A 14,492-nucleotide genomic window follows, 5' to 3' on the forward strand; every position below is an offset into this window, starting at 1 on the left:
TAATATTTTAATGTGTTGATATACAGGTTTTAGTGTAATGATCTGTGCGTTGTTAATATTCTGTTAATCTTCTGTTATACCCTGCTCCGGTATATTCGTTTTCATACTTAATAACCAATTCAATGAAAGCGAAAAAAACACCTACATTCTTCCTGCGGGAATAGTAGCTATGGACAGCTTAGGATAGCGATGTCCATCGTATCGAATAAACCTTTAAAGCATTTAATAACCAATTTAAAACAATTCATGAAAACAAACTTCATTTTTAATGAAAGGCCTCTACCGTGGCATAAACTCTGTAGATACCCCCGGCAGTTGGCCTTGTCCTCGCTAATCTTGCTGTCGCCGCTCGTTACGCTGGCACAGCAGCAACAGATAGAAGGTAAGGTGCAGACCCTGAACGATAAACCGATTGCGGGTGCTTCAATAACCGATCTGCGGACGGGCCAGACAACCTCCTCGGATAGTAAAGGGCGCTTTACGATCAGCGCCTTGCCCGGAGATAGGCTGCTGATTACGTATGTGGGGTATCAAAAAACTGAAATGATCGTTGGGCAACAACGCTTGATGGACGTACTGCTCAACGAAGATAATACCAGCTTAGAAGAAGTCGTCGTGGTTGGCTATGGTACGCAAAAGAAAGCATCATTGACCGGAGCGATTTCTTCGGTCAATAATAAGGAAATTGCGGTCACCAAAAATGAAAATGTGGTTAATATGCTTGCTGGTAAGCTTCCTGGCGTGCGTATCAGCCAACAATCGAGCCAGCCTGGATCCTTTGAATCGAATATCGATATCCGTGGCATGGGCGAACCACTTATTGTCGTGGATGGTATTCCCCGTGACAAAGACTATCTCTCTCGGATGGATGCCAATGAGATTGAAAGTGTGTCGGTACTCAAAGATGCTTCGGCAGCGGTATATGGGGTACGTTCAGCAAATGGGGTGCTGCTGGTTACTACGCGAAGAGGGAGCAGTGCGGATGGAAACTTCGAAATAAATTATTCCTACAATCGCGGTTGGCAGAAGTTTTTATATGTCCCTAATACAGTGGATGCACTGGCCTATATGCAGCTTAAAAACGAACAGATAGGTCGTGACTTTAATAGTAATTATCCGGTTAAAATGCCCAATATCTTTGGTGAAACGGACTTCGAAGCATACCGCTCTGGTGCAAAAAAAACATCCGATTATGTAGATGCCGCTTTTGATAAGGTATCGCCCCAGTACCAGCACAACTTATCCATCAATGGCGGCGGAAAGAAAGTGAACTACTTTTTCAACTTGGGACACATGGATCAGATGGGGGCCTATAAAAGTAAAAGCCTGAACTACAATCGCTGGAACTTTAGATCCAATATCGATGCACAAATTACTGACCGTCTCCGGGCTTCGCTCGATCTCGGTGGCTATGCGGATGAAACAAACCAGCCCCGTACGGATATCTGGGCGGTCTATAAGCAGGCCTGGCGCCAGCGTCCGATTGTACCCATTTACGTCAACGATAACCCGCTCTATCCCAATTTTGAGATGATAGACAATGAAAATCCGGTCGTAGTGACCGACTCGAAGCAGACGGGGTACCGCAAATTTCTGCGAAAACAGTTTAACGGAATTATATCTCTCGACTATAAAGTGCCTTTTGTGGAGGGATTGAATGCAAAAGCGACCTATAACTACGATTTTAAATACAGTGATAATACGGATTATAAAAAATCGTACTTCCTGTATAGTTATACACCACCGGTCTACGATGGGAATGGCCAGATCATTACACCCGAAAAGTATAATGCACACGAAAAGAATGCACCTACGACGGTACGGCGAAGTGCCTATCCGGATACACATTCTTTAATGCAGTTTTCCTTGAACTATAACAACCGCTTTGCGGATAAGCATCAGGTATCCGGCTTGCTTTTATTTGTCGAAGAATACAATAAATGGGACAGCTTTTATGCACAACGGGAGATTATGGTCAATTCCGAATACCTTTTTGCCGGGGAGGACAAAAACCAATTGGCCAATATGGAAGGGATCGGCGAACGTACCGCAAGGGGACTTGTGGGTAAATTTAATTACGATTACCTAGGCAAATACCTTGCTGAATTTAGTTTCCGCTACGACGGGTCGTCTAAGTTTCCGAAAGAATCGCGCTGGGGATTTTTTCCTGCGGCTTCTCTGGGCTGGCGAATCAGCGAAGAGTCTTTTATTAAGGACAACTACAAATTTATCAATAACTTAAAAATTCGGGCTTCTTACGGTAAGCTCGGAGATGACCGTTCGGCAGGAAATTATCCCTCAACTATCGTAGGTTATGCACTGGAACCCAATGAAACGGGCTGGATTTTTGGCGGTAACCTTGTCAATGGTGCATTGCCGACAGCGATCCCCAATCCAAACTTAACCTGGTATACGTCCAAAACAGCTGATCTGGGCTTGGATCTTGACCTCTGGAACGGAAAATTGGGGATGGTATTTGATTATTTTAACCGGAGCCGTACGGGATTATTGGCTACAAGCCTGGATCTTATCCCGGGGACAGTAGGGGCAAATCTTCCACAGGAAAATCTGGAAAGCGACCGGACCTTTGGTTATGAGCTATCCTTGACCCATCGCAATAAAATAAATGATTTCCAGTATTTTGTGAATGCACAGGTTTCATCAACAAAAAATCAGTTTGTCGACCGTGTCGAATCCAAGGCCGGAAATTCATACGACAACTGGCGCAATCGTAATTCCAACCGTTATAAGGACATCTGGTGGGGGAAGGAATATGCAGGCCAATTTGGTTCCTATGATCAGATCTATAGCCACCCGACGATGGTCAGCAGCGGTACACTCCCCGGTGATTACTATTATCAGGACTGGAATGGAGATGGGCTGATCAATGATGCGGATAACCATCCCATTGCAACGTATAATATGCCTTTGATCAATTATGGACTCAGCATTGGCGGCTCATGGCGCGGTTTTGACCTGGCCATGAATTTTCAGGGGGCAGCAAAAGTATACGTCCAATATAGCGAGGTGCTGGCTGGACCGCTCCAGTTTGACGGTGGTGCATTGACGCAATTTTTGGATCGTTGGCGTCCAGCAACAGCTGGAGCAGATCTTTTTAACCCAAGCACACAATGGATCCCAGGCTACTATCCATCTACGGGTTCAGCGCTGGCCGAAGGAACCCGTGCTGTACAAAATGCATCGTACCTGCGGCTGAAAACATTGGAATTCGGGTATTCCTTACCCAAGGAATGGCTGAAAACGCTTAAAATCAAGAACCTCAGGATCTATGCCAGCGCATATAATTTGCTGACTTGGACCGGGTTGAAATATACGGATCCTGAGCATCCCGGATCTGCCGGTGGCTCGTCATCTGGTGATATTGACGTGTACAAATACCCGATCAATAAAACGTATAACCTGGGAGCATCCATTAAATTTTAATTTCAAAACGTACAAAACATGAAAAAATCAATCACGATGGCAATCATTGGCCTTTTCCTGTGTTCGGGGATGCAATCCTGTAAAAAAATGGACCTGGATCCGCTTGGGGTACTGGGAGAGGATGCTCTGTTTGGAAACGAGGCTGGTGCACGTAAATACGTGGCCGGAATGTATAGCTACTTACCCATAGAAGACTTTGTCTATCATCCAGAACGTGGATTCAGATGGGACAACTATTGGCAGAATTCGGAAACACTGGCGGCTATGAGTGGCGAAATGACGGGGCAGTTTTGGGGAGTGGCGGGTGCTCAGGGTTTTGGCTACTGGCCCTATGACCGCATACGGAATGTTAATACCTTGATCGCCGGTTTGCCCAAATATAAAGGGAATTATACGGAGCCTGGGTATAACCAGATTTTGGGCGAAGCCTATTTTCTGCGCGCTTTCTATTACTTTGCCTTAGTCAAGCGATACGGTGGGATACCGATTATCACCGAGGTGCAGGATCCTACAGGAGATAAAGAACAATTGCAGGTAAAAAGAAACAAGGAATCTGAGGTATACCGTTTTATTTATCAAGATTTGCAGCAGGCAATGACACTGATGGCCGCAACGAGTGAACGGGGGCGGGCCAATAAGTATGTTGCGGCGGCATTATGTTCACGTGCGATGCTCTATGCCGGTAGTATTGCCAAATACAGTGGATATAGCAATCTGGCCGGAGATGCGACTGATAAAGAGTTGGTCGGTATCAAAAAGGAGGAAGCCGAATGGTTTTTTAAACAGGCTTACGATGCGGCAACACTTGTGCTGACCGGACCGTATAGCTTGTACAATAAGAATGCGCAGGACAAGGAACTCAACTATGTCAACCTATTTTTGGATCTGGATAGTCCCGAAGATATTTTTATCAAGGAATATAGCCTCACGGCACCCCACAACAATCGGCTTAAGCACAGCTATGATGCCACGCATTTACCCAATCCGACTTTTTCGAGTGACAATGAGTCTGCCGCATACCCGGTATTGAATATGGTAGAACTCTTTGGCGAGCTTCCCATTACAGATGCAGCAGGTAAACCCATTCGTTACTCCGATAGGAAACAACTTTACGCGGAACTCGAACCACGGCAAAGGGCTACCTTCTACTTTTCGGGAATGGAATTGCGCGAGGGGGCCGAGCGCCGTGCTTTCGACATCCAGCGTGGACTCTATAAAACTTTTCCGGGAAAGGCCGCCGATGCACAGATGGGCTCGGGAACTGCTGCGATCAACAGTGAGTCAAACCGGATCCTCGCCGGACCCAAAAATAGCCTCTACGATTATAATGGCACCAAGATCAACATCACTGGCGAGCATGGCATGTGGAAAGATGGACATGCCAACAACACCCGCACAGGTTTTTATATCCGTAAATACATCAATTATAAAATGTCAACCAAGGATGTGAAGCTATACAACAGTACGCAGCCCTGGAAAATATTCCGGCTGGCCGAAATTATGCTGAACAAGGCCGAAGCTGCCTACGAACTAGGTGTTATCAAAAACGATGAAACACTCAAACAGGAAGCTTTTCAGTATATCGCCCAAATTCGTGACCGTGCTGGAGCGAAGCCTTATCGCTACAATAGTGCTGCGGCTAATCTATCGGGCAAATATGGATATCCTCTGGACGGTAATCTCCAGTTTATCCGTGAGGAACGTGAACGTGAACTTTGTTTCGAAAATCACCATTGGTGGGATATGCGTAGATGGCGTATCGCTGATGTGGAGCTCAACAACTTTGTGCCCAATTCACTCATGCCTTACCTTGTACTGGATGAACTGAAGTATGCACCCAATGGTGAACGTATCAACTCCTTTATCTTTATCCGTGAAAAAGAGCCTTGGAACAAAACCTTCAACTTTGAGAAGAAATGGTATTATGAACCTATTCCGGGCGGGGAATTGAATAAAAATCCTAATCTATATCCGCAGAACCCCATTTATTAAATGAACGACAATGAGAACGCTATTTTTATATACAGCTTTGGCAGGCCTGTTTTTTTTGAATGCCTGTGCAAAAACAGATAACTACGAAGGTCCCAATGCCAGCATGCAGGGGCAGGTGATGGATAAGGTGACCAAAAAGCCTTTGCTGACAGGCCAAGGAGAATTTAGTATCCGCCTGTTGGAAACCAGCTGGAGCGACAATCCGGCGCCACAAGATCTTGCTGTCAGGCAAGATGGCTCATACAGCAACAGCAAACTATTTCAGGCTACCTATACCCTGCAGCCCTACGGTGGCGCCTTTTGGCCTGCTGAAAAAATCGAAGGCTTTCAATTGGGAGCCTCTGCCGAACAGAATTTTGAAGTGACACCTTATTTACAGATTAAAAATGTGAAATGGACATTGAAAGCTGAAAATAAATTGGACGTGTCCTGCACCCTGACGGCTCCGGTTACAGCCGGACTGCCGCAGATCATCGAAGTACGCCCTTTTCTGAGTCTGACACCTTACTGTGGTGCAGGAAACCGAATAGATGCGTACTACAAAGATGAATACCGGACTCTGATCAATAAAAACTGGTCCGAGATCGGTGATATGCAGACCGGAGAAGGTAAGGAAACATATACCATCAACGACCTGCCACTTAAATCGGGATACACCTATTATGTCAGAATGGGGGCAAAAGTTCGTGACACGTACGAGAAATTTAACTATTCGGAGATCGAAGTGATCAAAGTCCCTTAATAGCAGCTGATGATCATCGCTGCGATATCCAGGTAAAGCTCCTCCAAGCGGAGGAGCGTTTACCTGATAAGGGCTAGCCACGGGTAGCCGATTAAAATTGCTATTGAACGCGCTTTTTCAGCAAGAATGATTTCGTGATAAAACAATTAATGAATAAATAATATGAAGATGAATAAATTAATCAAAGCCGGTTCCAGATGTCTATTGGGCATATCATTACTTTTTACCGCGCACCTGAAGGCGCAGGAGAATCCTTTTATCAAACATATGTATACCGCAGATCCTTCCGCGCGTGTATGGGCAGACGGTCGGCTGTATGTGTATGCATCCCATGATATTGCCCCACCACAGGGTTGTGATCTGATGGATCAATACCACGTTTTTTCAACTGCCGATATGAAGACCTGGACCGATCATGGCGAAATATTACGTGCGTCGCAAGTACCTTGGGGCAGGAAAGAGGGTGGATTTATGTGGGCTCCGGACTGTGTTTTTCGCAATGGGACCTACTACTTTTATTTCCCGCATCCCAGCGGCACGGAATGGAACAAAACCTGGAAGATTGGGGTCGCCACAAGCAAGTCGCCCGCAAAAGATTTTGTCGTCCAGGGGTATGTGACCGGAGCAGATGCCTTAATTGATCCACATGTGTTCATTGATGATGACGGTCAGGCATATTTCTATCAAGGTGGGGGCGGTGTGTGCAAGGCGGGCAAGCTCAAAGATAACATGATGGAAGTGGATGGTCAGCTGCAAAAGATGGAAGGACTGGAAGATTTCCATGAAGCTTCCTGGGTACATAAGTATAAGGGGAAATATTATCTTTCCTATTCCGATAACCACGATGATAACCAGAAAGATGGTGTCAAAGGTGACAACCGCATGCGCTATGCGATTGGCGATAGCCCGCTGGGCCCATGGAAATCAATGGGAATTTATATGGATCCGACAAACAGCTATACCAACCATGGCTCGATCGTTAAGTTTAAAGGTAAATGGTATGCCTTTTATCATAATAGTGAACTTTCGCAAAAAAACGGCGAGTTCAATGATTGGCTACGTTCGATCTGCGTAGACCGCCTGGAGTATAATGCGGATGGTAGCATTAAAAAAGTAAAGCAGACTGGTCTCCTGACAGTACCTAAATAATGGGTACGGCGGGAATAAATGTGGTCAAAAAAAATTATCTTTAAGGGCGAAACGGATGTTTTGCCCTTAAACCATTCATCACTTAATAATTTAGAATGCTAAATAAGAATATCAATCTGAAACATAAAACCTTTCTACGGACAGTTTGTTGTTTTTCTTTTTTGTCTATCTTTTTGCTAAAAGGTTTTTCTCAATCCCAGAAACAGAAAGATTTTGTGGATTACGTCAATCCATATATGGGTAATATCAGTCATTTACTGGTGCCAACCTATCCGACTGTTCACCTGCCCAACAGCATCTTGCGTGTCTATCCCGAAAGGGGCGATTTTACCTCGGATCGTCTCTATGGTCTTCCGCTTATTGTTACGAGCCATCGTGGATCGTCAGCTTTTAATCTGAGTCCAATGCTGCAGTTGCCCAAGGAGCTTAAACCGGTGCAGTTGTACAGTTATGACCAGGAGGAGATTAAGCCTTATCACTATGCTGTTGTTTTAGATCAGGAAGATATTAAAGTTGATTATGCACTTTCCCATCAGTCGGGTATGTATACGTTTACTTTTCCGGGCACAGCGACAAAATACCTGCAATTCAATTCGCGGGATGGGGAATTGAATTGGGATGGACAAGCTCTGTCAGGCAGTCAGGAAATTGGCAATGGCACACGTGTGTATATCTATGCTGTTCCTGATATTCAACCGACTGGGGTTAGTAAATTGCAAGGCCAGCAGTTAGAAAAGGGTACGGATGCAAAAGGCAAAAATGCCTGTCTTGTCCTACAGTTTGACAAGGCGGGAACAAATTTAAAAATGAAGTACGGCGTTTCATTTATTGACGCAGCACAGGCAAAAGCAAATCTAAACCGTGAAATTGCTGATTTTGATGAAAAGAAACTAGCAGAAAATGGCCGTAAAACCTGGAATCAAGCACTTGGAAAGATTGCTATAGAAGGCGACAGCGAATCAGACAAAAATGTCTTCTATACCTCTTTGTATCGCACCTATGAACGTCCGGTCAACATTTCTGAAGGTGGACGTTATTATAGTGCATTTGACGGTAAGGTACATTCGGATGATGGTAAGCCGTTTTTTACAGATGACTGGATCTGGGATTCCTATCGTGCGCATCACCCTTTACGCGTGTTGCTTGACCCAGCGGCAGAATCGAATATTCTCAATTCCTTTGTGCGGATGTCGGAGCAGATGGACAGGCCTTGGCTGCCGACTTTTCCGGAGATCACGGGAGATAGCCGCAGAATGAATTCCAACCACGGCGTAGCAACTTTGCTGGATGCCTACCGGAAAGGGATTCGTGGTTTTGATATTCAAAAAGCATATCTAGCTGCAAAAGGAGCGATTACCGAGAAAACCTTGGCGCCATGGTCGGGCAAGCCTGCTGGAAAAATGGATGAATTTTTCAAAGAAAAGGGCTATATCCCGGCTTTGCATCCAGGGGAACAGGAAATTTATCCCGAAGTACATGGTTTTGAAAGGCGCCAGCCCGTAGCGGTCACCCTTGGTACTTCTTACGACTTGTGGTGTCTTGCACAACTGGCGAACGAATTGGGTATAAAAGCGGATTATGAACTGTTTATGAAGCAGTCTTTTAATTACCGAAATCTGTTCAATGAACAGACCAAATTTTTCCACCCCAAGGATGAAAAAGGCAATTTTATCATGCCTTTTGACTATGTCTTCGCAGGAGGACAGGGAGCTCGGGAGTATTATGGTGAAAATAATGCCTGGATCTACCGTTGGGATGTACAGCACAATATCCCCGACCTGATTAAATTGATGGGTGGTAACCAGCTGTTTGTCCAATATTTGGATGAAATGTTCCAACAGCCGCTGGGACGTTCCAAATTTGATTTCTATGCACAACTGCCAGATCATACGGGGAATGTCGGTCAGTTTTCGATGGCCAATGAGCCGGCCCTCCATATTCCGTACCTCTATAATTACGCTGGACAACCTTGGATGACACAAAAACGCATCCATAAACTGATCGGCGAGTGGTTTAGAAATGACCTGATGGGAATACCGGGAGATGAAGATGGCGGTGGTATGTCAGCCTTTGTGGTTTTCTCGCAGATGGGTTTTTATCCGGTTACACCGGGACTAGCGTCCTATAGTATTGGGTCTCCATTTTTCCGGAAAATAACATTAAGCCTGCCGAACGGAAAATCTTTTGTGATTATCGGAAAAAATGCGTCAGCAAAAAATAAGTATATCCAATCGGCTACGCTGAACGGAAAACCATGGAACAGCACACAGTTAAACCATGCGGATATCCTGAGCGGTGGTACGCTTGAGTTTGTGCTGGGCGATAAAGCGAACAAAAACTGGGCAAATTAAAACAAAAAGGTCCTTTGGTCAATTGACCAAAGGACCTTTTTCGTTAAGCTATTTCCTTAGCTCATTTTTGTTGCCTATAAAGCTTGCTCAAGCTAAAACATCTGGGATGTAATTTGGATAGATTTTCCTTTGATTCCTTCCACTTGGATCTGCTTACCGGCGTAACTGATACAGATCGGTCCATTTTTGCTTGGGATAAGTTCCGCATTTTCAAGTGCACCATTACTCCACTGGATATTGACACTGATATTCCCGCGTGCTTTCAATCCGGTAACGCTACCTTTATCCATATGTTTGCTCAATGCGGGCAGCAGTTCAATCAGGTAATTGTTGTTTTTATCGCGTACCTGACTCTGTAATAGCATTTCGGCGATGGCTGCCGTAGCACCAAAATTGCCGTCAATCTGAAAAGGTGGATGATTATCAAATAAATTGGGTAAGGTCTTTTCACTGATCAGATTGTAAAGCAACTTGTAGGAATGTTCGCCGTCGTGCAGCCGGTTCCACATATTAATCTTCCAGGCCAGACTCCAGCCGGTACCATGATCGCCCCGGCTCAGCAGGGTTTTCTTTGCCGCTTCGGCCAGGTCGGGTGTATTGGCAATAGAGATCTGATTGCTCGGATGTAGCCCAAAAAGATGGGAGGTATGTCTGTGATTGACTTCCGTTTCCTGATAATCTTCGATCCATTCCATAATCCGTCCGGTCTCTTTGCTGATCTGTGTAGGGATCAGTTTTTGCAGAGCCGTCTGGCATTCCTGCCGAAAGTCTGGATCGCTGTCGAGCAAGGTTGCCGCTTCAATATAGTTTTGTAGTAGATCGCGGATAATCTGGGTATCCATTGTGGCGCCATAGGTAAAGCTGGACACCTCACCTGAAGGTAAGATAAAACTGTTTTCGGGAGAATGGGAGGGATTGGTCGTCCAATATCCCGCAAAGTGTTTATCAGAGGGGATCTGTACCAGGAAATCCAGTATAAAGCGGGCAGCACCTTTCATAATGGGATAAGCTTGTTCTTTGAGAAACTGACGGTCTCCGGTATAGCTATAGTGCTCCCAGGGATGTTGCGCTAACCATGCGGAGCCCATGGGCCAAATCCCCTGTACGCCATCTGCCGGAGCGGTATAGCCCCAGGCATCAGTAAGGTGGTGTACCACCCAACCGCGAGCGCCATAAAGGGTACGCGCTGTACGCTCACCAAAGGGAATCAGGGCCGAAGTGAGGTCAAATAAGGGTTGATGCAATTCGGATAGATTGGTCAGTTCCGCGGGCCAATAATTCATCTGCAAATTGATGTTGGTATGAAAATCTGCATTCCAGGGTGGATCCATTTGCCAGGCCCATAGGCCCTGCAAATTTGCCGGCATATGCCCCGGACGTGAACTGCTGATCAATAGGTAGCGGCCAAACTGGAAAAATTTGTTGATCAGTGCCTTTGGAATCTGTTGTTGTCCACGAGTGAGCTGGATCAACGAATCTGTAGGGAGCTGTTCCCATTTTTGTTGCTCCGAATCCGCCAGATTCAACTGTACACGCTTGAAATAGTGCTGGTAATCTGCAATATGTGTGCGTTTCAACTGTTTATAGTCAGATTTTTCCAATGTCTCAATTGCTTTACGGCAATTTACAAGTGGATCCACGATAGATTGTTTTGCGGGATAGCTGATCTGCTTTAAACCCGGGTAATCTGTTGCTGCGGTGATCAGTAGCATGATCTCATCAGCACCTGTAATTGTTATCCGACCCTCAATGTTGGTTAGCTTGCCGCCCTTGGGAAAGACTTTTGCAATAGCGGAAAATTTCGTGCCCTTTTCACCATTGCCGCCCTGTCCGATCTGACCTTGTAGAAGCAATTGGGAGGGATCGTTTGGGTCCGAGAGACAACTGAAATCCTGGGCGCGTTTCCAGCTGAAGTTCAGGTCCAGTGCTTGCCTTTTGTTGGCACTATACTGAATGACCATGGCCTTAGCCGGTGCCGAAATAAAGGATTCTCGGGTGTATTTTACACCCTGATAGTGATAACTGGTCTGCTGTATGGCTGTTTCCAGATCCAAGGAACGTTGATAGTGTTCAACCTGGAGATGCGGCATATCGAGCCACAATTCACCCAGCGATTGATAGGGCTTGATCCCTTTTGGGATTCCCATTAAAGTGCTGTCTGCAAGTTCGACGGCTTCCTTGTTTTTTCCTTCAAAGAGCAGCTGTTGGATACGAGGGAGATAGGTTTTGCCTTTTGGGTTATTGGGATCCTGGGGTGCTCCGGCCCATAATGTACTTTCGTTAAATTGGATACGCTCATCGGCAACTCCGCCAAAGACCATGGCGCCAAGCTGTCCATTCCCCAAGGGCAAGGCTTCCTCCCATACCTTCGCCGGACGCGTATACACCAGACTCAATGGGGCAACGGACAGATTCGCTGCGGGTTTGATCCAGGTCCGGTCAGTCCAGAATTGATCTATTTTTTGTTGCCGTTGACTGGCAGCGGTGGCATTGTTTTTCTGTTGCTGTGCCTGACTCTGGGCGAAACAGAAAAACAGCAGAACTGTACCAGTTATAAATTTTATATTCATCTTTTAGTTTCTTTTTGGTTGTGAAACGGGGGCTGTGGTTTTAGTCTTCAGGTATTTGCCAGCTTGTCCCGTCAACCAAAGATAATGATCGTTGGGTAAATTATCTTCAATTCCGACAAATCCCCCTTCTCCATTGAGCGGAACATCTTTTTGATGCAGGGTTTTGAATATGGCCGTTCCTTCATCGACTTCATCAAACATGGCAATATAGAGCATTTCGGCACCAATGGAAAGATTGTGCTGCAGCTGTTTCCAGTAGAAGTTGCCCGAATCGCGGGGTACAAAGGCGCGAGAACTTCCGGTCATATTGGTCCATGAAAAACCCGGAAAGCAGAGCGGAACATAGTCTACCTTGTTTTTTTTGCACCAGTCCATGTCGGCTTGAATCAAAGGTTTGAACTGGTCGAATCCGGCTTGATTATAACGGCCGACAAACCAGGGCATAATGATGTCGGACTTTTTGATCAAGGTGTGTAAGAAGGGATCAGATTCGGTGTCCTGGCGAAGTTCGCGCCAATAGGTCGGAACACCCAATAGTACACTGTAGCCATTTTGTTTGAGGTAATCGACAATGCGTTCGGCCGTTTTGAGGTTATATTTGCGGCCATCGTTGAAACCTACGCCCCAGACGGCAATCAGTGGTTTGCCCTGATGGAACAGGTAGGTATGCGCTTTATTGCGCCGTTTTAATTCCCATTTCTTCTCCAGTGCCGCCACATCATCCATCAGAATCTCTTCGTCACCATCCTTGATGCCACTGAGATCATACATGATACAGAGTGCACGGTCCGATTCATTGGCCGACTGAATGGCCGATTGTAGCACCTTGTTGAAATGATTTAACCCACTTGGATTGGCGATTTCGCCAACAAAACGTTGCATAAAAACGCCATCTATTCCATACTGCTTCATCCATTTAAAATGAAGATTGACGGAGGAATAATCGTGGGCGCTGTACAATTTGGCGGGGCTGCCCGCCTTGGTCATAAAGGGGCTGTCGTAGGTCTTTTGGTAGGCACTGACGTCAGGCCAAAAGTCGATATTCGTTGATCCGGGCTGAAAACCATTTTTACCCCGATAATGGTACCACCCTCGATCGGCACCGTCTTGTGGACTATTAAACCAGCCTTGGTAACCGGCCATGACGAGACCCTTGTAGGAATCGTATTGTTTTTGGGCCAATAACATGTTTGCGGGCAGCAATAGCATGCTGAGCACATAAAGTTTGAGCGTTTTAATTAGCATAAAGATTTATATTGTTTGTAACCCCAATATCAACGGAGACCATTAACAGTCCATTAACAAAAGCATTAATATACATACAAGAACAAAAAGAACGATGAAATTAAACGTATTCGACGATCTGGAGCAAGCGGATAAAGATCAGTACCATGTCGTAGGATGACCGAGCGGATGGATATATTCAATCGTAAAACGGGAGAGCATTTGACTTAACAGAAACATAATACTAAACAAACACTACCCACACATTTCTTTATGAATTTAGTAATGGAATCTGTACACCTGTCGATTAGCTCAGTAACAGAGCTGAGCCAATTTCGGTTGGATTGAAAAGATTCCGGGGAAACGACTTGCTCCTGAATACAGGCAGGGATAGATACATCATTATATACGATTGAAATTATTAACCAGGGGTGAATTATCATAGCGCATCAGATCGTGAATTATTGGAAAGCTGTTGTCTTTATGAAGACCTAAAAGCTTATAATGAATTGGTGGCCCGTTATTCGCCCAAGCTTTATGCCGTTTGTAAGTATTATTTGAACGATACTTTTCTAGCAGAGGAGATTGCACTCGATGTTTTGTTCTGGCTCTGGAAAAAACGGCGGCAGCTCGAGATCCCGGTAAACGTATCGGCTTATCTGCACCGTGCTGCCCGCAATGCTGTCATTAGCCACATGCGGAAACAAAGTCAGAATATTGTTTCGACAATTGAAAAATATGCTGAAGATGCTGTTATAGAAAAGCAAATGGCTGATTTTGCTATTATTTGCCGGGAAGGAGAGGATCAATATAAGCAGCTTCTCGCAGAACTCAGTCCGCAGCGCAAAGAAGTTTTTGTGCTCAGTCGGGAAGGCGGCTTCAGCTATAAAGAAATAGCACAGAAAACCAATCTTTCGGTCAATACGATCGAAAATTATATTTCCTCCGCACTCAAACATTTCCGAAAAGGCATTGTGCCTATTGTTATCCTCCTCCTTAATCAGCTTGTTTAGTGCGTTT

At 45.4% G+C, this 14,492-nt stretch carries 8 protein-coding genes; 6 read left to right on the plus strand and 2 right to left on the minus strand.

The annotated features are described in order from the left end of the window. Positions 1-246 precede the first annotated feature (246 nt). The 5 genes from HMAT_RS24595 (at position 247) to HMAT_RS24615 (ending at position 9,678) form a co-directional block, all read left to right on the plus strand. Positions 247-3,444: a TonB-dependent receptor gene (locus HMAT_RS24595; RefSeq protein WP_104385486.1), complete on the plus strand. Its 3,198-nt coding sequence runs from the start codon at positions 247-249 to the stop codon at positions 3,442-3,444. An 18-nt stretch (positions 3,445-3,462) separates the two neighbouring features. Then, positions 3,463-5,436 carry a RagB/SusD family nutrient uptake outer membrane protein gene (locus tag HMAT_RS24600; RefSeq protein ID WP_104385487.1) on the plus strand — a complete coding sequence of 658 codons (1,974 nt, stop codon included), beginning with the start codon at positions 3,463-3,465 and terminating at the stop codon, positions 5,434-5,436. 10 nt (positions 5,437-5,446) lie between these two features. Further along, complete coding sequence (locus HMAT_RS24605; protein WP_104385488.1) at positions 5,447-6,178, plus strand: DUF3823 domain-containing protein; 732 nt, start codon at positions 5,447-5,449, stop codon at positions 6,176-6,178. Positions 6,179-6,346: 168 nt separating this feature from the next. Next, a complete protein-coding gene (locus HMAT_RS24610) occupies positions 6,347-7,327 on the plus strand; it encodes a family 43 glycosylhydrolase (protein WP_104385623.1) in 981 nt (326 codons plus the stop codon). Positions 7,328-7,422: 95 nt separating this feature from the next. Next, positions 7,423-9,678 (plus strand): GH92 family glycosyl hydrolase, encoded by a 2,256-nt coding sequence (locus tag HMAT_RS24615; protein WP_104385489.1) that lies wholly within the window; start codon positions 7,423-7,425, stop codon positions 9,676-9,678. Positions 9,679-9,770: 92 nt separating this feature from the next. On the opposite strand, the gene HMAT_RS24620 is transcribed toward HMAT_RS24615, so the two are convergent. Together HMAT_RS24620 and HMAT_RS24625 are read right to left on the minus strand one after the other, a co-directional pair. Next, positions 9,771-12,248: a glycoside hydrolase N-terminal domain-containing protein gene (locus HMAT_RS24620; RefSeq protein WP_104385490.1), complete on the minus strand. Its 2,478-nt coding sequence runs from the start codon at positions 12,246-12,248 to the stop codon at positions 9,771-9,773. 3 nt (positions 12,249-12,251) lie between these two features. Next, positions 12,252-13,493 carry a glycoside hydrolase family 71/99-like protein gene (locus HMAT_RS24625; protein ID WP_199768757.1) on the minus strand — a complete coding sequence of 414 codons (1,242 nt, stop codon included), beginning with the start codon at positions 13,491-13,493 and terminating at the stop codon, positions 12,252-12,254. Between the two features lie 410 nt (positions 13,494-13,903). On the opposite strand from HMAT_RS24625, the gene HMAT_RS24630 reads away from it, so the two are divergent. Next, entirely contained in the window at positions 13,904-14,485 is a 582-nt protein-coding gene (locus HMAT_RS24630; protein ID WP_104385491.1) for an RNA polymerase sigma-70 factor, read from the plus strand. The last annotated feature ends 7 nt before the right edge of the window (positions 14,486-14,492 follow it).

Source organism: Sphingobacterium sp. HMA12 (assembly GCF_002933815.1).
GTDB lineage: Bacteria > Bacteroidota > Bacteroidia > Sphingobacteriales > Sphingobacteriaceae > Sphingobacterium.

What these genes read in the sequence shown, in the direction of transcription:
- HMAT_RS24595 (WP_104385486.1), top strand. Translation starts at nt 247, where the DNA reads ATGAAAACAAACTTCATTTTTAATGAAAGGCCTCTACCGTGGCATAAA.
- HMAT_RS24600 (WP_104385487.1), top strand. Translation starts at nt 3,463, where the DNA reads ATGAAAAAATCAATCACGATGGCAATCATTGGCCTTTTCCTGTGTTCG.
- HMAT_RS24605 (WP_104385488.1), top strand. Translation starts at nt 5,447, where the DNA reads ATGAGAACGCTATTTTTATATACAGCTTTGGCAGGCCTGTTTTTTTTG.
- HMAT_RS24610 (WP_104385623.1), top strand. Translation starts at nt 6,347, where the DNA reads ATGAATAAATTAATCAAAGCCGGTTCCAGATGTCTATTGGGCATATCA.
- HMAT_RS24615 (WP_104385489.1), top strand. Translation starts at nt 7,423, where the DNA reads ATGCTAAATAAGAATATCAATCTGAAACATAAAACCTTTCTACGGACA.
- HMAT_RS24620 (WP_104385490.1), bottom strand. Translation starts at nt 12,248, where the DNA reads ATGAATATAAAATTTATAACTGGTACAGTTCTGCTGTTTTTCTGTTTC.
- HMAT_RS24625 (WP_199768757.1), bottom strand. Translation starts at nt 13,493, where the DNA reads ATGCTAATTAAAACGCTCAAACTTTATGTGCTCAGCATGCTATTGCTG.